We start from the raw sequence: 22,731 nt of genomic DNA on the forward strand, positions 1-22,731 counted from the left end.
GGACTCGTCACGGGTGGGATGTCCCGCTGAGCCTACCCCGCGTGATCAGGGGCTCAGCGGTCCTCGAGGTCCTCGGGGAGCAGGCTCCACACGATGGTGTCGGTGCGGATGTCGGTCCAGCCGCCGTCCTCGGTGCGCGAGCGTACTATCCGGGCGTTGCGCAGGACGCCCTCGCTGACGCAGCCGGCCTTCTGGGCGACCCGCTGGGCGGCGGTGTTGCCGGCGGCGGTGCGCAGTTCGAGGCGTTCGAAGTGCTGGTCGTGAAAGAGCCACTGGGCGACGGCGAGCACGGTCTCCACGGCGTACCCCTCGCCGCGGCCCCAGGGACCGATGACGTAGCCGATCTCGGTTCTGCGGTTGCGCCAGTCGGTGTTCATCAGGTGGGCGCTGCCGACCAGCCGCTGGGTGAGGTGGTCAGTGACGGCGAAGACGATGCCGCGCCCGGAACGGCGTTCGGCCGGGGCGCGTCTGACGACCCACTCGTGGGCGTCGCGACGGGTGTACGGGGTGGGGGCGCTGGTCCAGGCGGCGGTCAGCTCGTCGTTCATCATGTCGGCGAGCGGAGGGATGTCGGCTTCCTCGAAGGGGCGCAGCACCAGGCGTTCGGTGCTGATGGAGATGTCGGGGAAGAGGGAAGTCATGCGCCGCTCCATACCTGGGGTCCGAGGGGACAGCATGCAGTATCCAGCCCTTTTGCGCAGCGCCGGGCCCCGGCAGGGGTGCCGGGGCCCGGTGCTGGAGGGGCTGGTGACCGCGTGCCGGTCAGGAGCCGGGGGTGCCGAACGCCGGGATGACGGAGCCCGGGTAGGTGTCCTCGATGAACTGCGCGACCTCGTCGGAGTTCAGCAGCTCGGCGAGGGTCTGGACGGCGGGGTCGTTCTCGTGGCCGGCCTTGACGGCGAGGAAGTTGACGTAGGGGTTGCCCTCGGCCTCTTCCAGCGCGATGGCGTCGTCGGCCGGGGAGAGGTCGACCTCCAGGGCGTAGTTGCCGTTGACGATGGCGGCGTCGAAGTCGTCTAGGGCGCGCGGGAGGCTGGCGGCCTCCAGCTCGGTGAACGTGATGCCCTTGTCGTCGGTGACGTCGCCGAGGACGGCGTTGGCGCCGACGCCGTCCTTGAGTTCGATGACGCCGTTCTGGGCGAGCAGCTGGAGGGCGCGGCCGCCGTTGCTGGCGTCGTCCGGGATGGCGATGGTGGAGCCCTCGGTGAGGCCCTCGACGCTGTCCAGGGACTTGGAGTACAGGCCGAGCGGCTCCAGGTGCACGTTGACGACCGGGACGATGTCGGTGCCGTGGTTGGCGTTGAAGTCGTCCAGGTAGGGCTGGTGCTGGAAGTAGTTGGCGTCCGCCTCGCCGCTGTCGACGGCGGTGTTGGGCAGCACGTAGTCGCTGAACTCCTGGACGGTCAGGTCGAGTCCGGCGTCCTCGGCGAGGTTGTCCCGGACGAAGTCGAGGATCTGCGCGTGCGGGTTGGGGCTGGCGGCGACGGTGATCTTCTGGGTGTCCCCGGCGGAGGACCCGGCGTCGTCGTTCGACGAGGGGTCGGAGTCGGTGCCGCAGGCGGCGAGGCCCAGGGTGAGAGCGGCTGCGGAGGCCACGACGGCGGCGGTACGGAGGTGAGTACGCACGAAAAGTGCCTTTCGGTTACGCGGGTGCGGTGTTTCCTGTGGTCCCGGGGGTGCCGGGGGTCTGTGGGGTGCGGGGCGGCCGGGGCCGCTCAGCCGGTCATCCGGTGCGCCCGCGGCGGGTGAGGAGGCGTACGACCCCGTCGCCCAGGAGCTGCACGATGGTCACGATGACGACGATGACCGCGAGGATGACGTACATGAAGTCGGTCTCGAAGCGCTGGTGGCCGTAGGTGAGGGCCAGGGTGCCCAGGCCGCCGCCGCCGACGGCGCCCGCCATCGCGGAGTAGCCGATGAGGGCGATCACGGTGGTGGTGAGTCCGGCGACCAGGGAGGCCAGGGACTGCGGCAGCAGCACCTTGAGGACGACGGTCCAGGTGCCGCCGCCCATCGCCTGGGCGGCCTCGACCAGTCCGTGGTCGACCTCGCGCACGGAGGTCTCCACCAGCCGGGCGAAGAACGGGATGGCGCCGATGGCCAGCGGCACGATGGCGGCGGTGGGGCCGAAGGCGGTGCCGACCACCCAGCGGGTGAAGGGGATCAGGGCGACCATCATGATGATGAACGGCAGCGAGCGGCCGACGTTGACGATGGCGCCGAGGACCTTGTTGACCACGGTGTTGGCGAGCATGCCGCCGCGGTCGGTGAGCACCAGCAGGACGCCGATGGGCAGTCCGCCGAGGGCGGCGATCAGGGTGGACCAGCCGACCATGTAGAGGGTGTCGATGGTGCCCTGCTCCAGCAGGGGCCGCATCTGATCCCAGCCCATCAGGCACCTTCCTTGCTGAGCGCGACGGCGGCCGGGGCGGCCGTGCCGGGTATCTCGACGGTCAGGCCCTGGGCGCGCAGGAAGGCCAGGGCACGGTCGTTGTCGCCGGGGCCGCCGGGCAGCTCGATGCGCATCCGGCCGACCTGGGCGTCGCCGACGGTGTCCATGGCGGCGCCGAGGATCGACACGTCGATGGCGTGGTCGCGGGCGAGCTGGGAGATGACGGGCCGCCCGGCGCTGCCGCCGTGGAAGGTGATGTCGACCAGGGTGCGGCCCTCGCCCGCCGCGCCGGTGAGCGGGAACAGCTCGTGGGCGAGGGTGGAGCCGGGGGTGGCCAGCAGGTCGGAGACGACGCCGGACTCCACGACGCGGCCGTCCCGCATCAGGGCGGCGGAGTCGCAGACGGCCTTGACGACGTCCATCTCGTGGGTGATGAGCAGGACGGTGAGGCCGAGCTGCTGGTTGAGGTCGCGCAGCAGCTGGAGTACGGAGCGGGTGGTCTCGGGGTCGAGCGCGGAGGTCGCCTCGTCCGAGAGCAGCACCTTGGGGTCGCCGGCCAGCGCGCGGGCGATGCCGACACGCTGCTTCTGGCCGCCGGAGAGCTGGGTGGGGTAGGCGCGGGCCTTGTCGGCGAGGCCGACGAGGTCGAGCAGGTCCAGGGCCTTGCGGGCGCGTTCGCGGCGGGTGAGGCCGAGAATCTCCAGCGGCAGCTCGATGTTGCCCTGCACGGTGCGGGCCGAGAGCAGGTTGAAGTGCTGGAAGATCATGCCGATGCGGGTGCGGGCCTCGCGCAGCGGGCGGCCGGCGCGCTTGCCGCGGCCGGCCAGGGCGGTGAGGTCGACGCCGTCGACGGTGACCGTGCCGGAGGTGGGGCGCTCCAGCAGGTTGACGCAGCGGATCAGGGTGGATTTCCCGGCGCCGCTCTGTCCGATGACGCCGAAGACCTCTCCGGGCCGGACGTGGAGGTTCACGCCGTCCAGCGCGGTGACCTCCCGGCCGCGTGAGTGGTAGACCTTCGTGAGGTCCGTGGTGGTGATCACTGGGTTCCCGTCACAGTCGAGATGTCCGGGCGCGCGGCTCGGCGCGCCGGGCACGGGGCATGTCCGCGCGCGGGGTCCGCGGGGACAACGAGAGAGGATGAGCGCGGGGCCGGAGGGCCGGGCAGGTGGTGCCGGCCGGCGGCTGTCAGGTGTCGCTTCGGGGCGCGAGACGGCTCGTGCGGGGGCCCTCAGCGGTCACACATTCGGCCCCGACAACGAGCACCGGGCAGGGGGGCTGCCTCGGTCGTCACGGCACGCATGCTCGTCGCGGTCATGCCGACCAGTAAAACAGAACGGCTGTGGCGCGTTCCTTTCCCCGGACAGCCCTGTCCGCATGCTGGACAGGACGTCCGGCTGGCGGGCACCCTTCCCGAGGGCGCCCGAACCCCACTTGACCTGCGCGAATACCGAGCCCGGCCGGGTACGTACCGGGTGCGGGGCGGGACGTGCGCAAGGGACCACTGTGGCCAACGCCACGGCGTGCGGACCCGGGCCCGGGAGGGTCAGGGGTGGGTCGGGGCGGGTCGGGACCGCGCAGTAGAGTCGGCCCATGCTCACCCCCCTGACGGTCGCGGTCGCCGTGGCCGCGCTGCTGCTGGCCGCCTGGTGCGGGTACGCCGCGCTGCGGGACCAGCCCGTCAAGGACTGGCACTACCTGGGCATGGGCGTCGTGCTGCTGCTCACGATCGTGCAACTGGCGATAGGGGTCGTCCAGCTCTCCGGCGGCGAACGCCCCTCGGGCGACAGCACCGTGGTCTTCGCCTCGTACCTGGTCGCGGTGCCCCTGTGCCTGCCGGTGGTGGCCATGGTCTCGCTGGGCGAACGGACCCGGTGGGGCTCGGCGACGGTGGCGGCGGGCGCCCTGGTGCTGGCCGTGCTCCAGCTGCGCCTGGACGACGTGTGGGCGGGCGGTGTGAGCGTTGGCTGAGCGCGAGATCCCCACCGCCCCCGTACCGCCGCGGGCCCCGGAGCCGGACGGGCCGCAGGACGCCGGAGCGGCACCGGAGGCCGCCCCGCGCGGTCTGCGGCACGGGCCGGGCCGGCTGCTGGTCACGCTGTACGGGATCTTCACCGTGGGCGCGGCCTCGCGCTCCGTCTACCAGCTCTCCACCCGCTTCGACGAGGCCCCGCTGGCGTACACACTGTCCGCCGTCGCCGCGCTCGTCTACGCCTTCATCACGGTGGCGCTGGTGCGCGGCGGGGAAGGGGCCCGGCGCCTCGCCCTGGTGTGCTGCGCCGCCGAGCTGGCCGGGGTCCTCGTGGTGGGCACCTGGACGCTGGTGGACCCCTCCGCCTTCCCGGACGCGACCGTGTGGTCGGACTACGGCCGGGGCTATCTCTTCCTGCCGCTCGTGCTGCCGGTGACCGGGCTGCTGTGGCTGCGCCGGTCCCGGCAGCACGAGCGCTGACGGCCACTGAGGGCCGCCGGGATCAGGCGCTGGCGGCCAGGGTCTGCGGCAGCGGCTGCTGCGCCCGGATCTTCTCCAGGGTGATCACGTTCAGCTGCCGGGAGACGTGCTCGGTGGCCACCGGCGCGTAGCCGAGCCGGCGGTACAGGCGCAGGTTGCCCTCGCCGCGCTGGCCCGAGTGCAGCCGGTAGCGGGCGGCGTCGGCCTCGGCGGCCAGCCGGTGTTCGATCCGGTCGAGCAGCCGGCCGCCGAGCCCGTGGCGCTGCATCCGGGGGTGCACGATCAGCCGGCCGATGGAGGCGGTGCCGTCCGCGTCGACGGTGCCGCGTACCGAGCCGACGACCTCGGTGCCCAGCCGGGCCACCAGGACCAGGCCGGCCCGCATCTCGGCGCGCAGTTCGCCCGCCGTCTGGGTCAGCGCGTCGATCTGGTAGTCCCCGGCCAGCTCGGCTTCCGCCTGATAGCACAGGTACTGGAGTTTGAGGATCTGTTCGGCGTCCTGCTCGGCCGCCTTGTCGATCGTGACGCTCATGCCCATGTGCTCACGTCTCCCCAACGAGGTGATGGGCCGGGGCACGTGAAGGAGGGTGTGCGCCGCCGGCCGGTGAATGCCCTGACGGCACCCGCCGGTTGACCGGACCGGGCGCCCCCTGCATTGTGCGGGCAACCGGCGCGCCTGGGGAGGGTGCACGCGACAACCGACTTGTGAGATGTACGACTGGACCCCGGCGCATGAGCCGGCGCCCGGGAGGAGAAGGGGACGCGCCGGGGGTCAGCGCCGGTCGGCGGCGACCAGCAGCATGGTGTCGGGGTGGTCGGTGTGGATGCCGTCGATGCCCTGGTCGAGGTAGGCGCGGGTAGCGCCGAAGACATCGCCGTAGCGGTTCTCGCGCTCCCCGGTGCGGAATTCGGCGGGCAGGAAGACGTTCTCGTTGCGCAGGGTGTAGCCGTGCACGCTCAGGCCCCGGTCGTGGGCGTCGCCGATCAGGGTGCTGGGGGCGCCCAGGGTGTCGTCGTCACGGCGCGGGATGACCAGGTCGAGGGTGGGGCCGATGACCTGGGCGTAGCCGGCGATCTCCCGCAGCCCGTCCGGGGTGATCAGGTCGGCGACGGTGCGCGGGTCGCCGGCCCGCCGGAGGTCGTAGGGGCGCTGGTTGGGTCCGGCGAGCAGCAGGGTGCGGCGGGTCTCGGTCCGTTCGGCCATCCGGCGCAGGCTGTCGGCCTCGAAGCTCTGGAGCAGGACGGGTGATCCGGCGTGGTGCAGTCCGTGGCGGTGCAGCAGCCGGGTGAGCGGCTCCTCGAGGTCGAGACCGAGGGAGCGGAAGTGGGTGGGGTGTTTCAGCTCCAGGCACAGCCAGACGGGCCGGCCGCGCTCCCGGCCCCGTTCCGCGGCCCACTCCAGGACCTCCTGGAGGGTGGGGACGCTCCAGCGGCCGTTGTAGAGGGTGTTGTTCGGGCGGCGGGCGGGGAGCCGTTCGACCGCGCCGAGGGTGGCGAGTTCGGCGGCGGTGAAGTCCTCGGTGAACCAGCCCGTCAACGGTTCGCCGTCCACCGTTCTCGTGGTTCTCCGGTCGGCGAATTCGGGCCGGTCCGCGACGTCGGTGGTGCCGGAGATCTCGTTCTCGTGACGGCACACCAGCTGGTGGTCGCGGGTGGGCACCAGATCGATCTCGATGGCGTCGGCGCCGAGGTCGAGGGCCAGCTGGTAGGAGCCGAGGGTGTGTTCCGGCCGGTAGCCGCTGGCGCCGCGGTGGGCGATGACGGTGGGTGTGGGCGGGTCGCCGCCACCCGCCGCGGGCGACCGGGCGGCGCGGGCGCCGACGGCGCCCAGCAGGGCGGTGGCGCCCGCACCGGCCACCGTGGCGCCCAGCAGGGTGCGCCGGGTCAGCCGCCTGCCGTCGTGCCCGGGCCCGGCTTCCTGGTCTGCCGCCATGCTGCCTCCGTGATCCACGCGTCGCGGCGATGGTAGGGAGCGGGAAGCACCCGGACGGGGATCTTCGGGTGCAGACATGACAAAGGCACATCAAAAATGCGTGTCCGCTGCGTGAACCCCGTGCGCCGCGAGCCCGCACACGCGAGTATCGTCCTTGAGCTGTGTGCTTCCCGCGCGCTGGCAACCACCGACCGGAGGGAACCTTGTCCCGTTTCACTCTGCTGAGGGCGCTGTTCGGCCCCCTGCTGAAGCTCTTCTTCCGACCCAGGGTCGAGGGCCTGGAGAACATCCCCGGCGAGGGCCCGGTCGTGCTCGCGGGCAATCATCTGACCTTCATCGACTCGGTGATCCTGCCGCTCATCTCCAAGCGGCAGGTGCACTTCATCGGCAAGGACGAGTACGTCACCGGCCGTTCCCTCAAGGGGCGGATCATGGCCTGGTTCTTCACCGGGGTCGGCATGATCCCGGTGGCCAGGGACGGCGGCCACGGCGGGGTCGCGGCCCTGATGACCGGCCTGCGGGTGCTGGAGCAGGGCAAGGTCTTCGGGATCTACCCCGAGGGCACCCGCTCCCCCGACGGCCGGCTGTACCGGGGGCGCACCGGCATCGCCCGGCTGACGCTGATGTCCGGCGCGCCGGTGGTGCCGTTCGCGATGATCGGCACCGACCGGGTGCAGCCGGGCGGCAAGGGGCTGCCGCGCGTCGGGCGCGGACGCCGGATCACCGTACGGTTCGGTGAGGCGCTGGACTTCTCGCGGTACGAGGGCATGGACCGCGACCGTTACGTGCTGCGGGCCGTCACCGACGAGGTGATGACCGAGGTCATGCGGCTGTCCGGGCAGGAGTACGTGGACATGTACGCCACCAAGGCGCGGGCCGCCTGACCTCCGGCGCCGTCAGCTCCAGGGCAGCGCCGAGCGCTTCGCCCAGTACCGCGCGGCGGGCTCGGCCAGTTCCGTGAGCCGGGCCAGCTCCCGCGGGTCCAGCCGCAGCCGCGCGGCGGCCAGATTCCCCGTCAGCTGGGGCACGGTGGCCGCCCCGGAGAGCACGATCCCCACCCACGGCCGGTGCAGTACGGCGGCGATCGCCACCGCGTCCGGCCCGGTGCCGTGCTCCCGGGCGATCTCCCGCAGCGCGGGCGGAGCCGCCTCACCGGCGAGCCGGCCGTTGGCCATGGCTTCCTTGACGATGACGGTCAGCCCGGCCGCGTGCGCCTCGGCCAGCGCCTCGCCCGCCGAGGGCTCCAGCACATTGAACGTGGACTGCACCGTGCGGAACAGCGGCCCGTCCTCGTACCGCAGTTCCAGCGCCGCGCGGATCGCCTCCGCCTGGGCCGGGCCGCTGGTGGACAGGCCGACATCGGTCCCGGCGGCGCGCAGTGCGGCCAGCCGCTCCAGGACGGCCGGGTCGCGCAGCGCCGGGCTGTCCGGGGTCACGGAGTGGATCTGGTACAGGTCCAGCCGGTCGCCGAGCAGCGCCGTGCTCTCCGCGTACTGCCGGTCGAAGGTGGCGGCGCTGTGGTCCTTCACCTCGTGGGTGGCGGCGTCGGCGCGCCATTCGGCCGTATACGTGTAGCCCCATTTGCTGCCCACGACGACATCGCGCACGCCGGGGCGGTCGGCCAGCCAGCCGGCGAGGAACTCCTCGGCCCGGCCGTAGGAGCGTGCCGCGTCCAGGTAACGCACCCCGGCGGCGTGGGCGGCGTCGAGCAGCTGATGGCTGCGCTCGCGCAGCGCGCCGACGGTGCGTTCGGCGGGCAGATCACCGGCCCGCCCCAGGTTGATGTAGCCGGGGCGGCCGACGGCGGCCAGGCCCAGGCCGATCCGGGCGGCCGGGGTCGCGTCGGGGCTGAAACGGGAGAACGCCATGGGTCTCACGCTACCGGTGCGGCCCGCGGGGCGGCCCAGGCGGCGGCGCACAGCGCGTGCGCGGCGCGGTCCCCGTAGTGGGCGGCGGCCAGCCAGGCGAGGGCGAACCGTTCGGCGTCGGCGGGCCGCAGCCGGCCGAAAACGTCACGGGTACGGTCGGCGGCCGCCCGGTGCAGTGCGGCCAGGAGATCGGCGGCGGTGGACAGGCCCGCGTGCCGCAGCCGCTGACGGTCCGTCTCGGTGCTGCCGGGCAGGGCGACGGCGGGCCGGCCGGCGGCGAGCGCGGCCTGGACGCGCCGGTGCAGCAGATGCAGGGGCGCGGGAGCCGCCTCCCCCAGGTCGGCGGGCGGGGCGGGGGTGGCGCCCGCGCCGGGCAGGTCGGCGCGGCGCAGCCGGTCGTAGCCGAGATCGACCGGTTGGCGCGGGCCCCCGCCCGCGGTGGCCCCGGGGACGGGGCCGGCCGCCAGCAGCCGCAGCCTGGGGTGGTCGGCGGGCACCAGCCGGGCGATGACGCGCAGGCGCAGCCCGGGGGCGGCCGCCAGCAGCCGCAGGTTGTCCCGGTGGGCGAGTCCGGGGTGTTCGTCCCCGGGGGCGATGCGAACGGTCAGCCCGGCGCAGTCGGCCGCCAGGACGTCGGGGGCACCCGTTTCGCGCACCGGGCCGAGCACGGTGAGGTCGGTGAAGACCAGACCGGCGGCGGAGGTGGGGTCGGGGTCATCGAGGGCGCGGGCGATCTGGTCGGGGAGCGGCACCTCCCACAGGGCGGCGACCGGTTCCGCGTGCCAGGGCGCGCCCTCGGCCCGTACGGCGCGTACGCCCCGGCCGGCGCCCAGTCTGCCGTCCGGGGAGACGGTGGCACCGGAGACGACGAGTCCGCCCCGGGCCAGCTCGCGGTGGGTGCAGGAGGCGTCACCGAGCCGCACGGTGTAGCCGGCCGCGTCCGCCGCGCGGCCGGCGCCGCCGGGCGCCACGTCGGTGAGGGCGAACAACTGCCCGTCCGTTCCCAGGACCCAGGTGACCACCCCGGCGTGGCCGCTGCGGGCGAGCACCGGCTCGCAGCACAGGCCGTACAGCCGCAGGGAACCGCCGGGCGTGTAGGGGCGGCGGGTGGTGCCGCGCAGGGCGGCGAGGGAAGGGCCGGAGGGCGCGGCGGGGCGGCGCAGGGCATGACAGACCATCAGCAGCTCGCGGACGGTGGCGGTCAGCTCGGCGAGCCGGTGGCCGGGGTCGGCGGAGCGGGCGGCGCGCAGGCCGTTCACGGTGGCGATCGCGAGGGTGGCGGGACGGTGCAGGCCGGTGAGGCGGGCGGTGTGCGCGGCGTGCAGCAGTTCGGCCTGGACGAGCGCCCCGGCTCCCTCGATGCCGGCCTCCAGTACGGCGGCCCCGGCCCGCCACAGGGCGGTGGCGGCGGCGCGCTGGTCCGGGTCGGGGGCGGCCGGCTCCCCGTCACCGGGGAGCGGACCGGCCGGGACGGGCTGGGCGGCGGTGGCGTCCGGCGTGTCCGCGGCGTCTCCCGGCGGGGCCGGCTCGGCCACCGGAGCGGCGGCGGCGACGGCGGCCCGGTGCACACAGTCGGGGGCCAGCAGACAGCCGCAGCGGATGGCGTCGGTGGCGTCGACCGAGCCGGTGGGGGCGTGGAGTTCGAGCGTGGTGTCGTCGTCGACGGCGATGCGCACGGTGTCCCCCTCCCGTGTTCTGGGGCGGGCGGCGAGCTTCGCGGCGGCGGCGTCGAGCCGCTTGCGCAACCGTGGGCTGAGGGTGCGCGCCAGCTGGGCGGTGACCTCGGGGGCGACGGGCGGCAGCGCGATGTCGTCGGGGGCGGGATCGGTCATCACGTGTCTCCGGCGAGGACGGGAAGGGAGCGGGGGAAGAGGGCGGTGGCGGGGTGGCCGGGGGCCGGGCGGGCGGTGGTGCGGGTCACCGGATCTTCTCCCCCACCCAGCGGGCGAGTTCCAGCGGACTGACGGCGGCGATGGGCATCCCGGCCGCCACCAGCTGCCCCGCGGTGCCCGTGCTGTAGCGGGGGCGCCCGGTGTCGTCCAGGCTGGCGCAGCCCAGCAGATGACAGCCGGAGTCCACCAGCGCGCGCACCTCGGCGAGCAGCCCGCCCAGGGGGTAGCCCTCCTCGAAGTCGCTGACCACCACGACCAGGGTGCGGGAGGGCACGGTGACCAGACTCCTGGCGTGCCGCAGTCCCGCGGCGATGTGGGTGCCGCCGCCGATCTGTACTTCGAGGAGCAGGCCGAGCGGGTCGTGCACCTGGTCGGTGAAGTCGATGACCTCGGTGGAGAACGCCAGGAAGTGGGTGCTCAGCGCGGGCACCCCGGCCAGGATGGACGCGGTGAGCGCGGACCAGACGGTGGACGCCTCCATGGAGCCGGAGACATCGGTGACCAGGATCAGCCGCCAGTCGGCGGAGCGCCGGGCGCGGCTGCGGAAGACCGGGCGCTCCGGCACGAGCTGGACCCGGCCGCCGGGGCCGCGGTGCGCGGTGCCGAGGTTGGCGCGTACGGTCCTGGCCAGGTCGAGCCCGCCGCCGGGGCGCCGGCTCGGCCGGGGCAGGGCGGTTCCGGTGAGGGCCGGGCGCAGCCGGGTGGCGAGCTGCCGGGTCAGCTCGTCGACCAGCTTCCGGACCAGGGGCCGCAGGGCGGCCAGCCGGGCCTCGGGGAGGCCGCCCGCGTGCCGCAGGACGGTGCGCAGCAGGTCCACGGAGGGCCGGGCCCGGTCGGGGTCGAGCGCGAACACGGCGTCCGTACGCCCGGCCGCGACGGCGGCGGCCAGGACCTCTTCGCGGACGCCGGGGCCGAACAGGGCGGCGAGTTCACCGGCCCACTCGCGCACTCCCGGGTAGGCGGCCTCGCGCCCGCCGCCGTTGCCGTGACCGCCGACCAGATCGCCGCCCGCGCCTTCGCCGCGGCCCGCCCCGTACAGCTCGTCCAGTGCGGTGGCCGCCGCCCGCGCCCGCGCGGGCAGTCGTTCGGCGCCCCGCCCGAGCACGAGGCGCCAGCGGTCGTGCGGAAGGATCGTCGGCTCGCCCGCAGGGCTGCCGGCGCCCCTCGTGCCGGGGGCAGCCGGTGTCCGGTCCGTGTCCGCGCCGGGTTCGGATGCTCCGCTTCCGGCGGCGACCGCCGTCCGGACCCCACCGGAGCCAGGGGCGTCACGGGGGGCCGGGTCGCCGTTCCCCGTGCGCGGGGACGGTCCTGTGGACGCCTCGGGGTGGTCGCCCGTGGTGGTCGCGGAGCCGGCCACGGCCCGGCCCCCGTCGCGCCCGAGGGGCCCGCCCGGCGCACCGGCTTCCGCGCCGGCCGGCGGCGCGACGGTCGCGCCGTGGCCGCCGGGGCGATCCGTGCCGGTGCCCCGCTGCCCCGCTCCCGCCGGCGAACCGGTGCCGGTCATGGTCGCCGTCGCCGTGCCGCCCTGGGCACCGGCCGTGGCGGCCCGCTGCCCGGCCGCTCGCGGGGCGGGGACCGCGGTCGGCGTGGCGCCGCTCGCGGGGGGCAGCAGGTCCAGGGCGGCCAGCGCCGCACGGGCGGCCAGGTCGGCGGCCGTCCAGCGGGCCAGGGTGCGGGGGTCGGTGTCGGGCAGCGTGGCGAGCGGGGCACCGAGTTCGTCCTCCACGGCCGCCAGCAGGCGGTCCCGGGCGGCCGGGCTGAGGGTGTCGAAGCCGCCGCGCAGGGCCGGGAGACGCTCCAGGAAGGGCTGGTCGGGCAGTTCGACCACTCGCTCCAGCAGCGGCGCGAGCGCCTGCGGCGCGGTCTCCAGCAGCGGGCCCGCCGCCGTGAGCAGGCCCGTCAGCCGTGCGGTGAGGGCCGCCCGGCCCTCCGGGGTCGTGGCGGTGTCCACCCAGGACGCCACCCGCTCCCCCAGCTCACCCGGCCGCTGCTGCCCCAGCAGCACCCGTACCGCGTGCGCCGCCCCGGACATCAGCGGTGAGCCGTCCCGGGCCAGCCGGGCGAGCGCGTCGGTGAGCCGCAGTCCGCCGGACGCGTCCGCGCGGTGGGCCAGCTCCAGCAGGGCGCGCGCGTCGGCCGGGTCCTCGGAGCCGGTCAGGCCGTCCAGCTGCCGTACCGCCGCCCCGGTCAGCAGTTCCACGGTCGGTCCGGTGGCCACGGCCGCGTCGTCCGGACCGGCCAGCCGGTCCAGCAGGGTGAGCGCCGCCAGCAGTTCGGGCAGCGTGCCGGAGGCGGGGACAATCGCGGCGGTCTCGGCGAGCCGTTCCGCCGTCAGGGCGGTCAGCTCGCACGCGGCGGCCTCCTCGAGACCGGCGATCACCTGGGCGGCGGTCGGGCCGCCCGCCGCCCGCTCGGTACGGTGCCGGGCCCGCAGCGTGCCCTCGGCCGCCTGGGCGGGGGTGACCCCGCGGATCCCGGCGGCGACCAGCATCGCCGCAGTGGCCGGGGTCCAGGCCACGTGCCAGCGGGTGGTGACGGCCTCGGCGCCGCCCGCCCCGCTGACCCGGCGCTCGGTCGCGTACGGGATGCCGCACACGGTGAGCCGGCGCAGCAGCAGCTCGCGGCGCCGGTCGCGCGGCGAGCGGCGCGGATCCAGGCGCAGTTCGCGCTCGGCCCGGCCGGCGGCACCGTCGGGCCCCGGCAGTCCGAGGTCGGCGAGCTCGCGTTCCACGGCCGGGCCGAGGCCACCGCGGGGGGCGTCCGGCGCGGGCCGTCCCGTGCGGTCACCGACCAGGACGTGTTCCAGTGCGCGGGAGACCGCCCGGCCACGCCCCAAGGGCTCGCCCTGGGCGAGGGTGCTCTGGACGGCCTCGACGAGTTCGCCGCGCCCCGCCGCGGGCAGTCCGCGCAGCCGGGCGAGGTCGGTGGCCAGCCGGATGATCTCCGTGGCGTCCGCCGGCCCGCTGGGATGGTCCTGGGCGCGCAGCTGGGCGCAGATCCGCACGGCGGTGCGGGTGAGGGCCTCGGCCAGTTCCTGCGGGTCGCCGCCCGCCGCCAGCACCTGATGCTGCCATTCGGGGTCGCGGATGCCCGCGGGGTAGCCGGAGCGTTCGTCCAGCAGGGCGTAGGTGTACGGGATGAGGGAGACGGTCCACGGCGGCGCGGCGGCAGCCGTCGGCGACGGGCCCGGGTCCGGATCGGGGTCCGGGGCCCGTACGGCGGTGGCGGTGAGGGCGGGCGCGTGGAAGGCGCCGATCACGGCCGCCGCCCGGTGTCCCCGGTCCGCGGCCCCGGCCAGCCCGGACCGCATCCACCGTTCCCTGCGCAGGTCGAGCGGGTCGATCCCGGCGCCGTCCTCGGCGTCCCGGCGCAGCGCCCAGCCGGCCAGCAGCGCCGCGCGGCGCACCGCCTCGGGGCTCGATCCGGGGGCGCCGACCTCGACCAGCCGGTCCCACAGGTCATCGCTGTCGCGCCCGGTGAGCCGCGCCCGCATGGCGTGTTCGAGTCCGGGGCGCCCGGTGCCGGTGCGGCGCGGGTGCCGCCAGGCCGGGTCGCTCAGCGGCAGGTCGGCGGCGACGGCGGGGACGCCCCGGCGGGCGGCCCAGCGCAGGGCCACCAGCTCGGGGGAGAAATCCGCGAAGGGGTAGAACCCGGGGCCGGTGATGCCGGTGCCGTCCGTGGGGTGCGGGGGAACGGCGGCCAGGGCCACCGGCGCGCGGGTCTGCGGGTCGGCGAGCCAGGGCAGCCAGTCCTGGAGGTCGGCCGGGAGTTCGACGTGCAGCACGTCGGGTTCGGCCGCGTCCAGCAGGGCGGGCAGCGCCGTCGCCAGCGACGGCGCGTGGTGCCGTACGCCGATCAGCAGGGCACCGGCCGGGTCGGTCAGCTCGGCGAGGACGTCCCGGGCCCGGGCGGCGTCCGGGCCGGCGTCCGTCGTGCGGGTCATGCTCAGTCCTCCAGTACGGCGCGCAGGTCCCACAGGGTGCGCCAGGTGGTGGCGCCCGCCTCGGCGCGCCGCCGCACCGCGCCGTCCCAGTAGCCGAGCAGCCGGGCGGCGTCGGCGGGGTCGTCCTTGCGGACGACGCCCAGCAGATGGCCGGGGAGCAGCCGCAGCGGGTCGCGGTCGGTGGGGAAGTAGGCGGCGGCCAGGCCCAGGGCGGTGGCCACGGACACGGCTTCGGCGGTGCTCATTACGGTGGACGGGCGTTCCACCTCCCAGCCCTCGGCCGTGCGGCCGCCGCGCAGTTCGCGGAAGGCGGTTACCAGGACTTCGAGGACCGCGTCGTCGACGCCGTAGCGGGCGCCGGTGCGTTCGACAGCGGCCCGGGACTGGCGGCGGACCAGCTCGGTCTCGGTGTCGAGGTCGGCGATGGGGCCGATGGTCTCGAAGTTGAAGCGGCGTTTGAGGGCGGCGGACATCTCCGAGACGCCCTTGTCGCGCAGGTTGGCGGTGGCGATGAGGGTGAAGCCGGGGGCGGCGTGGAGTTGGGCGTCCGGTCCGCCGGCGAGTTCGGGTACGGCGACGCGCCGTTCGGACAGCAGGGAGACCAGGGCGTCCTGCACCTCCGGCAGGCAGCGGGTGATCTCCTCGACGCGGGCCACCGCGCCGGTGGTCATGGCGCTGAGGACCGGGGAGGGCACCAGGGCGGAGCGGCTGGGGCCCTGGGCCAGCAGCAGGGCGTAGTTCCAGCCGAACTTGAGCTGGTCCTCGGTGGTGCCCGCCGTGCCCTGGACGGTCAGCGCGCTGGTGCCGCAGACGGCCGCGGCCAGCAGCTCGGAGAGCAGGGACTTGGCGGTGCCCGGTTCGCCGACCAGCAGCAGCCCGCGTTCGCCCGCGAGGGTGATGACGCAGCGTTCGACGAGGGCGCGTTCGCCGACGAACTTCTGCTCGATGACCAGTCGGCGCGGCAGCCCCTCCGGGACATCCGCGGCGCGGGCCTCCCCGGGGGCCGGCAGGGTGAGCGGCTCCCCGGCGCTGCCCATCACGAAGGTGACCGCGGCGTGCGGGGTGAGCCGCCAGCCGGGCGGGCGCGGGCCGGTGTCGTGCGCGGCCAGGAAGGCGAGTTCGGTGGCGTACCGGTCCTCCGGCGGGACGATCTGCCGCTGTTCGGCGGCGGGACCCGTGGGGGTGGCGGTGGTGGCGCTGGTCATCGGCGGCCCTTCCTGGTGGCGCGGGTGGTGAGTTCCTCGAAGGCGGGCGCGTCGCCCCCGGTGGCACGGGCCCAGGCGCTCCGGAACAGCTCGGGCACCGGGCCCATCGGCAGCGGCAGGTTCCGGCCGGAGCCCGTGTACAGGGACTGCTTCCAGGTCTCCATGGGCAGTTGGGGAGCGTCGTGCGGCTGCCAGCCGCCGGGCAGGAACAGGGTGCGTCCGGCGCGCGGTCGCTTGGCCTCGACCACGAGTGCGGTGGCGGCCAGTTCGGCGCGGGCCCGCTTGTTCCGCGCGGGCTTCCAGCCGCTCCAGCGGGTGAGGTGACGGTCGGTGGGGTCGGGCAGGGCCAGCAGCTGGAGGTAGAGCGCGGCGGCGTCCCGGCTCAGTGCGTGGGCGGCGGCCACCTCGGTGACCAGGTCGGGGACGCTGAACTCGGGGTCCTGGGCGTACCCGGGTGCCTGTCCCGCCCCGTGGCCTGCGGCGACGGCCGCGGCCACCCCGTCGCCCAGGATGGTCTGCACGGCCCACAGCGGGCTGTACGCGGCGGAACCGCTGAGCCCGGTCAGCAGGCCGAGGGCCGGATCCTCCGCTCCCTTGAGCGCGGCCGGGCGCACCAGCACGGTCTCGGTGGAGCCGTAGGAGGGGGCGAGGACGAAGACCTCGCCGACCGGGGTGAGCCCGTCGGCCCCGGCGCCGCCCTCCTTGGGCAGCCCGTACGCCTGGCGCAGCGCCGCGGACAGCTGCTTGCCGTCCGGCAGCCAGCTGTATCCGGCCGAGAGCAGCAGTTCCGGATCGCTGAGGCGCTGCCGCAGTGCGGTCAGGGCGATGGGCAGCGCGGCGCGCAGCGGGTCGCCGTAGGGCAGGGCGTACGCGAGGTGCAGCAGCGTCCGGGCGGCGCGGGCGAGATCGGCCATGGTGGGGACGGCGGCGGGGTCCTCGGCCGTCAGCTCGGCGTACGTGCTGTGGTGCCGTTGGTGGGTGACCAGGCGCTGGGTGGTCGTCCTGCTGATCCAGGGGGTGTTCCGGGGATTGAGCACGGCCAGGGCGGAGTGCGCCTCGCCGGGGCCGAGCCGGGTCATGGCGTCCTCGGAGGGCAGCAGCAGGGTGCCGAGGGCGCTGTGCCAGCGCCGTGCGGCGGCCGCCGTGTCGGGGCCGGTCTTCCACAGCTCCGTGAGCTGCTCGGGGAGCAGCGCGCCGACCACCGCGGGGAGATCGCCGTGGGTGCCGAGAGCGGTCAGCAGCTCGCCGGCGATCTTGGCGGTGCCCGCCTTGAGGCCGATGGACGCGGCGGTGGCGGCGTCCGGCTCGTCCGGCAGGGCGGCCAGCAGCAGCGCGGCCCGGGTCGGGCCGGTCCCGGTGTCGGCGGCGAACGCGGTGACGGCCTCCGGCTGCCACGGCGCGGGGCCGTGCTCGCGCACCAGCCGGACGAGTTCGGCGGCCCGGTCCGAGGTGAGCCCCGGGTTCAGCGGCCGTTCCTCGCTGTGAACGAAGCCGGGGAGGGCCTCGAAGGTGCCCCCGGGGTCGTGGTCCAGAGCGCTCCAGCAGGCGTGGTCCCGCTCGTGGCAGCCCGGCCGGCGGCCGAGGACGACGACGGTGCGCCCGCCGTGGCGCAGCACCTGTCCGCCTCGCTGCTGGTCACGCTCATCCGCCCGCAGCACGACGGTGCGCACGGTGCCCGTCCCGCCGGTGAGTGGGCCCTCGGCGAGAGCGGACAACAGCAGCAGCAGTGCTTCGCGTTCGGCGTCCCCGGTGGCCGCCGCGGTGGCGCGGTAGCCGAGGGTGGGCAGAGCGGGCAGCAACTGGGGCCAGTTGCCCGCTCCGACGGGGACGATGCACGCGTCGGTGGTCCAGCCGCCGGTCAGGGTCTCCTCGCGGTGCCGCTTGGGCAGCGGTTTGCCGTCGGCGGGGCGGCCGGCGATGACCTGCTGGACGGCGCGGGCCTGCTGGAGCGTCAGCCAGGATCCCTGCGGGTGGTAGCCGCCGCCGAGGCCAGGGACGAGTCCGGCGACGGCCCGCACGAGGACGTGCTCCTCCCCGTGCTGCGGCCGGTAGTCCTCGAACATGGCCAGATCGCGGCGGGTCTCGGCGGGCTGCGGGGGCTGGATGAAGCGCTCCACCGTCCGTCCCAGGCGTACGGCGCAGGCCACGAGCCCGGCTATGCCGCGACGCAGCGCGGGATCGGTGACCGGGGGCAGTGCCCGGGCGACCACGGAGCTGAGGGCGTGGGTCCGCTCCCGGCGCAGTTCTTCCTGCTGGGCGGGGGTGAGTGTGGTGCCGGCGCGAGCGGCGCGTTCGGCCAGGTCCCGCTCCTCCAGCGTCGCGGTGAGGTCGGTGACCAGGCGTGCCGCGAGGTCGTCGGTCAGCTTCCGCAGTCCGTGCGAGCCGTGCTCGTCGCGGGCCCGCAGCGCGTGCCAGTGGGCGAGGGGCGGCAGCAGCGGGGTGCCGCCGGCGAAGTCGTCGTTGCGGCGGCCCTTCTGCGCCTTGCCGAGCGCGCCGGTGTTCCGGTCGGCGCCTTCGTCGTACACGGCGATGGTGTCGCCCTGGGCGGCGATGACCGGCCGGGCGCCGCCGGGCAGCAGCAGCGATCCGACGGGCAGTGCCCCGGAGCCGTCGGTGACGCCGGTCAGGGAGGCGGTGCGGCCGTCGGTGCCGCCGGCCTGGGCCCGGCCGGTGGCGGCGTCGTACCGGCTCCACCAGCCGAGCAGCGTGCCGTCGGTGCCCAGCGGGGTGTTCTCCAGGCCCGGCGCCATGGGCAGCAGGGTGGAGTGCTGCTGGTCCAGCTCACCAGGACCCTCGGCGGCGTCCGCCAGGAAGGCGGGCAGGGAGTTGCGGCCGCCCTCACCGCTGACCGGGTCGTACTCGGTCCACACGGCACGGCTGCGGAAGGAGAGGCGCCAGTGACCGGTGCCGTCGCTCATCACGAAGCGTTCGGCCGGCAGCCGGGTGTCGCCGGCCCGCAGGGTGCCGGTGCCGGTGGCGGTGCCGCCGCCGGGCAGCGGCAGCGAAGTGGGGGACGGGGTGCTCCGCCAGCTGCCGCCCGGGGTGCCGGTGGGGGTGAAGATCTCGGCGGGGCGGGCGGACCAGTAGGCGCGGGGCCTGCCGTCGTGCCGCCACTGGACGAGCAGTTCGCCGTCGACGTACCGGAATTGCGGCTTGTACCAGCTGTCGAGGCGGTCGGGGATGCGCAGTGCGTGGTCGAGCAGGATCTCGTCGGGGCCCACCACCAGGGCCCGCTCGGGGTTGGCCAGGATCAGCGCCGGCCAGGAGGACTCGTCCATCACGAACCAGCCGTGCTTGCCGGTGGAGCGGCCGGTGGCCTCCAGGCGGCTCATCGCTTCTTCCAGGGCGGGCCAGCCGAGTTCGTCGATGATGCCGGCGCGCAGGGTGTGGGCGAGTACGGGCGGCAGGGGGTGGGCGGCGACCCGGGCCACCGCCCGCGGGTTCACCTCGGCGGCGACGGGGCGGAAGGGGAGCAGCGCGCTCAGCACGGACTCGGCGGCGGGCAGTCCCGGCGCGCGGGTGAAGTCCTCGGCGCGGGAGGCCAGCCAGTCGTGGAGCACCACGCGCAGGACGGGATGGGCGGCGATGGTGGCCAGCCGCTGGGCCGCCCCGCGGCCGTGGCCGACGCCGCCGACCGCCTGTGACAGCAGCGGGGCGAAGCGCGCGTCGGCGGCGACGGCGGCCAGGTCGCGGCGGATGTCGGCGGGGAGTCCGAGCCACTGCTCCAGGTCGCGGCCCCAGCCGGAGCCGGCGTCGGGGCCGGCGACCGGGATGCCGCATTCCAGGGCGGTGTCCAGCAGTTCCAGGTCGGTGCGCCCGTAGCGGCCGGCCCCGGCGATCGTCACCGGCTGGCCGGCCGAGCGCAGCCGCCCCGCCATCCGGGGGACCAGCGCGTAGGTGGCGGCCGACCGGCCGGTGCGCTGCCAGCCGGCGTGCAGGTGGGTGGCCCAGCGCGAGAGCCAGTCGGCGGCGTCCACGCCGGGCCCGGCGCCGTCCTCGTCGACCGTGGTCAGCAGGTCCTGGGCGCCGGCCTCGGCGAGCAGGCTCAGCCACAGGGTGTCGGCGGCCTCGTCGTTCGCCGTGGCGGGGATGAACTCCAGCAGCCGGCGCCGGATCGCCGGCTCGTCCCGGGCGAGCGAGGCGATCGCCTCCCGGTAGGACTGCCAGAAGGACAGCGGGGCGCGTACCACGGCCGGGGAGGCCAGCAGTTCGGTGAGCAGGGCTCGTTCCTCCTGCCGCGCGTCGAGTCCGGCGGTGCGGACGAGGGAGCGGGCGTCCTGCGGGAGCGAGGCGTACGGGGGCAGTCCTGCGGCGCAGCGTTCGACCGTGAGCTGCCGGAACTGGGCCCATGCGGCTTCGGGGGACAGCCGGGCGGTGAGGTCCTTCAGGTGTTCCTTGAGGGCCTTGACGGTGAGGGCGCCCGCGAAGGCGAACTCCAGGAAGACGGCGCGCTGCCGGGCTTCGTCGACGTCCAGGGAGTGCACTCGCTCGGCGGCGCGGGCCTTGCCGAAGAAGGCGGCGGCGTACTGGGTGTTGTCCTGGGCGAGGAAGACCCGGGCGGCCTGCTCGTAGAAGGTGGGCAGGAAGTGGGGCGCGGAGCGGTCCAGCCGGGTGCCGAGTTCGTCGAAGCCCTCCTTGGCGGCGCCGGCGCGGGTGGCCGCCATGGCGGCGAGCCGTTCGATGTCCTGGACCAGGGCCAGTGCGTGGTGGCCGTTGGCGGGGTCGTTGACCAGCGCCCAGGCGGGGAAGCCCAGCGTCTCGCGGCGCACCTGGCCGATGGTGCGGGGCTCCCCCTCGCGGGTGAGGCCGAGGAAGTCGAGCGCCAGGTCCTCGGCCTCACCGAGGGTGCCGGGGACGAGCCGGACGACGGTACGGCCGGCCAGCAGCGGGTGCCGGTAGTGGCGGGCGGTCAGGGTGTCGGTGTCGTCGCCGGTCAGGCTGCCGGGGGGCAGGATGGCGCCGGCCTCCAGCAGGGCCGCGGGCCGTGGCCCGTTCGTGGTGGTCGTGCCGGTGCCGCTCATGCCCGCTCCTCGCTGCTCTTGATGTCCCGGCCGGCGTAGAGATCGGCGGCCATGCGCATGCCTTCGGACCAGGCGACCGGTCCGACCTCGCCCAGGGGCAGCGCGGACCCCTCGGCGGTGGTCCAGCTCAGCGGACCGGTCTCCGCCTCGTCGTAGCCGGCGTCGCCCAGCCACACCCGGGCCTCGACGGTGCGCCCGTCCTCGAAGACGGGGCAGACCGCCTGGCCGCCGCGCACCCGGTAGCCGTGCGAGACGGCGCGGCCCGCCAGGAAGCGGAAGCGCTGGTAGACGCCGCCGGCGTAGGTGTCCACGGAGTGTGCCTTCGGGTCCTCGACGGTCCGCCGGAACACTTCGCGGTGCAGCTGTCCCACGCCCTGCCGCAGGTCGAGTTCGGTGGCGAAGTCCCGCAGTTCGCCGAGGTCCTCCAGGAGTACGGGGTGCGGGACACGGATCTGTTCGGGGGTGATGCGGACGCTGTCGCCGTCCAGGTCGACCAGGCCCAGGCCGCGTACGGGGTTGGCGTCCCGGAGGTAACCGGCCACCGCGCCGCCGCTGTCGGTGATGACGAGGTCGCGCAGCGCCGCCTGCCAGGCCGCGTCCGGCCACAGCTCCACGAGGGCGGCGGTGGGCACGGGCAGGGAGCGGATCATCCAGCGCTCGACCGTGGCCACGCACTCGCGCTGGTGGCGTTCCAGCCACTCCGTGAGCTGCCGCAGCCCGATCACCGCCGGATCGTCCGCGATCTTCGCGGGGACGGTCTTCAGCTGCCGTCCCTTCGCGTTGCGGCAGATGACCTTGCCGCCGTCGTCGAGCGCCACCTCATAGGCGCCCGCGCTGATCCACCCCATCACCATCTCCCCTGTGGTTGCCCGAGGGCAGCGTCCGGCCGCCCGGATCGGGCCCGGATCTCCCGGCACGGCCGCGCCGTGCCTACGATGATCGAACTGTAGGGGGAGCCACTGACAACGCCGGCCGAGCCGGCCGGCAGCACGGAGGAGGGCCAGATGAACGAGGCCACGCAGGGTCCGAAGTCCCCCATCCGGTGGGGAATTGTGGCGACCGGCTCGATCGCCGCCGCGGTCACGGCGGACATCATGGCGATGCCGGACGCCGAGGTGGTGGCGGTCGGTTCGCGCACCGAGGAGTCGGCGCGAAGATTCGCGGAGCGTTTCTCCCTGCCGCGCGCGTACGGCAGTTGGCAGGAACTGGCGGAGGACCCGCAGGTGGATGTCGTGTACGTGGCGACTCCGCACAGCGCGCACCACGCGGCGGTGCGTACCGCCCTGCTGGCCGGGAAGCCGGTGCTGTGCGAGAAGCCGTTCACGCTGAACGCGGCCGAGGCGGGCGCGTTGGTGGCGCTGGCCAGGGAGCGCGGGGTCTTCCTGATGGAAGCCATGTGGATGTACTGCAATCCGGCGATTCGCCGGATCACCGAGCTGGTGCGGGACGGGGCGATCGGTGAGATCCGCTCCGTGAACGCCGAGTTCGGGCTGGCCGGGCCGATACCGCCGGAGCACCGGCTGCGCGACCCGGCGCTCGGCGGCGGGGCGCTGCTGGATCTGGGGGTGTATCCGGTGTCCTTCGCCCAGCTGTTGCTGGGTGAGCCGGAGCATGTCACGGCGTGGGCGCACATGAGCGGCGGAGTGGACGAGAACACCGGGCTGCTGCTCGGCTATGACAGCGGAGCGGTGGCGGCGCTGACCTGTTCACTGGTCGCGGGCACCGCGAACCGGGCCTCGGTCACCGGCTCGGCCGGTCGCATCGACCTGCCCGGCGGGTTCTTCTTCCCGGACCGGTTCACGCTGCACCGCGAGGGTGCGGAGCCGCAGGAGTTCACGGACCTGGGCCCGCACCAGACGTACGCGCACCAGGCGGCCGAGGTGATGCGGGCGCTGCGGGCGGGCGAGACCGAGTCCCCGCTGGTACCGCTGGAAGGCACCCTGGCGGTGATGCGGACCCTGGACGCGGCGCGGGAGCGCATCGGGCTGCGCTTCCCCGGCGAGTAACCGGACACGGCGGGCCCGGGCG

General features: G+C 75.1%; 16 protein-coding genes. 4 read left to right on the top strand and 12 right to left on the bottom strand.

Features of this window, described 5'->3' with window-relative positions; all coding sequences use genetic code 11:
* Positions 1–53: 53 nt before the first annotated feature.
* The 4 genes from ACTFAP_RS02000 to ACTFAP_RS02015 form a co-directional block, all read right to left on the bottom strand.
* Complete coding sequence (locus ACTFAP_RS02000; RefSeq protein ID WP_495683241.1) at positions 54–641, bottom strand: GNAT family N-acetyltransferase; 588 nt, start codon at positions 639–641, stop codon at positions 54–56.
* 121 nt (positions 642–762) lie between these two features.
* Positions 763–1,626, bottom strand: a complete 864-nt coding sequence (locus tag ACTFAP_RS02005; RefSeq protein WP_495683242.1) for a MetQ/NlpA family ABC transporter substrate-binding protein — start codon at positions 1,624–1,626, stop codon at positions 763–765.
* A 97-nt stretch (positions 1,627–1,723) separates the two neighbouring features.
* Positions 1,724–2,392 (bottom strand): methionine ABC transporter permease, encoded by a 669-nt coding sequence (locus ACTFAP_RS02010; RefSeq protein ID WP_390125515.1) that lies wholly within the window; start codon positions 2,390–2,392, stop codon positions 1,724–1,726.
* Complete coding sequence (locus ACTFAP_RS02015) at positions 2,392–3,432, bottom strand: methionine ABC transporter ATP-binding protein (RefSeq protein ID WP_390125513.1); 1,041 nt, start codon at positions 3,430–3,432, stop codon at positions 2,392–2,394. Before ACTFAP_RS02015 ends, ACTFAP_RS02010 begins: the two co-directional genes overlap by 1 nt.
* A gap of 550 nt (positions 3,433–3,982) precedes the next feature.
* Here ACTFAP_RS02015 and ACTFAP_RS02020 point away from each other — a divergent pair.
* Both ACTFAP_RS02020 and ACTFAP_RS02025 read left to right on the top strand, forming a co-directional pair.
* A complete protein-coding gene (locus ACTFAP_RS02020; RefSeq protein ID WP_390125511.1) occupies positions 3,983–4,360 on the top strand; it encodes a hypothetical protein in 378 nt (125 codons plus the stop codon).
* 94 nt (positions 4,361–4,454) lie between these two features.
* Entirely contained in the window at positions 4,455–4,841 is a 387-nt protein-coding gene (locus tag ACTFAP_RS02025; protein WP_500469376.1) for a hypothetical protein, read from the top strand.
* A gap of 22 nt (positions 4,842–4,863) precedes the next feature.
* Here the strand turns inward: ACTFAP_RS02025 and ACTFAP_RS02030 are convergent, their stop codons facing one another.
* Entirely contained in the window at positions 4,864–5,379 is a 516-nt protein-coding gene (locus tag ACTFAP_RS02030; protein ID WP_495683243.1) for a GNAT family N-acetyltransferase, read from the bottom strand.
* 234 nt (positions 5,380–5,613) lie between these two features.
* A complete protein-coding gene (locus tag ACTFAP_RS02035) occupies positions 5,614–6,774 on the bottom strand; it encodes a glycerophosphodiester phosphodiesterase family protein (protein ID WP_500468047.1) in 1,161 nt (386 codons plus the stop codon).
* Between the two features lie 203 nt (positions 6,775–6,977).
* On the opposite strand from ACTFAP_RS02035, the gene ACTFAP_RS02040 reads away from it, so the two are divergent.
* Entirely contained in the window at positions 6,978–7,658 is a 681-nt protein-coding gene (locus tag ACTFAP_RS02040) for a lysophospholipid acyltransferase family protein (protein WP_500468048.1), read from the top strand.
* Positions 7,659–7,670: 12 nt separating this feature from the next.
* Here the strand turns inward: ACTFAP_RS02040 and ACTFAP_RS02045 are convergent, their stop codons facing one another.
* From ACTFAP_RS02045 to ACTFAP_RS02070, 6 genes are all read right to left on the bottom strand, one after another.
* Positions 7,671–8,642: an aldo/keto reductase gene (locus tag ACTFAP_RS02045; RefSeq protein ID WP_500468049.1), complete on the bottom strand. Its 972-nt coding sequence runs from the start codon at positions 8,640–8,642 to the stop codon at positions 7,671–7,673.
* 5 nt (positions 8,643–8,647) lie between these two features.
* Complete coding sequence (locus ACTFAP_RS02050; protein ID WP_500468050.1) at positions 8,648–10,474, bottom strand: hypothetical protein; 1,827 nt, start codon at positions 10,472–10,474, stop codon at positions 8,648–8,650.
* Between the two features lie 85 nt (positions 10,475–10,559).
* Complete coding sequence (locus ACTFAP_RS02055) at positions 10,560–14,477, bottom strand: DUF5682 family protein (RefSeq protein ID WP_500468051.1); 3,918 nt, start codon at positions 14,475–14,477, stop codon at positions 10,560–10,562.
* Positions 14,478–14,479: 2 nt separating this feature from the next.
* Complete coding sequence (locus ACTFAP_RS02060) at positions 14,480–15,682, bottom strand: ATP-binding protein (protein WP_500468052.1); 1,203 nt, start codon at positions 15,680–15,682, stop codon at positions 14,480–14,482.
* Positions 15,679–20,703, bottom strand: coding sequence for a hypothetical protein (locus tag ACTFAP_RS02065; RefSeq protein WP_500468054.1), 5,025 nt, complete (start codon positions 20,701–20,703; stop codon positions 15,679–15,681). The genes ACTFAP_RS02060 and ACTFAP_RS02065 overlap by 4 nt, the downstream gene beginning before the upstream one ends.
* The gene (locus ACTFAP_RS02070; RefSeq protein WP_500468055.1) at positions 20,700–21,551 is read right to left on the bottom strand and encodes a DUF4132 domain-containing protein; all 852 of its coding nucleotides are present in this window, start codon (positions 21,549–21,551) and stop codon (positions 20,700–20,702) included. The genes ACTFAP_RS02065 and ACTFAP_RS02070 overlap by 4 nt, the downstream gene beginning before the upstream one ends.
* A gap of 156 nt (positions 21,552–21,707) precedes the next feature.
* Between ACTFAP_RS02070 and ACTFAP_RS02075 the strand changes: the two genes are divergently transcribed.
* A complete protein-coding gene (locus ACTFAP_RS02075; RefSeq protein ID WP_500468056.1) occupies positions 21,708–22,709 on the top strand; it encodes a Gfo/Idh/MocA family protein in 1,002 nt (333 codons plus the stop codon).
* Positions 22,710–22,731: the final 22 nt, after the last annotated feature.

The organism is Streptomyces sp. PH9007, from assembly GCF_059813725.1.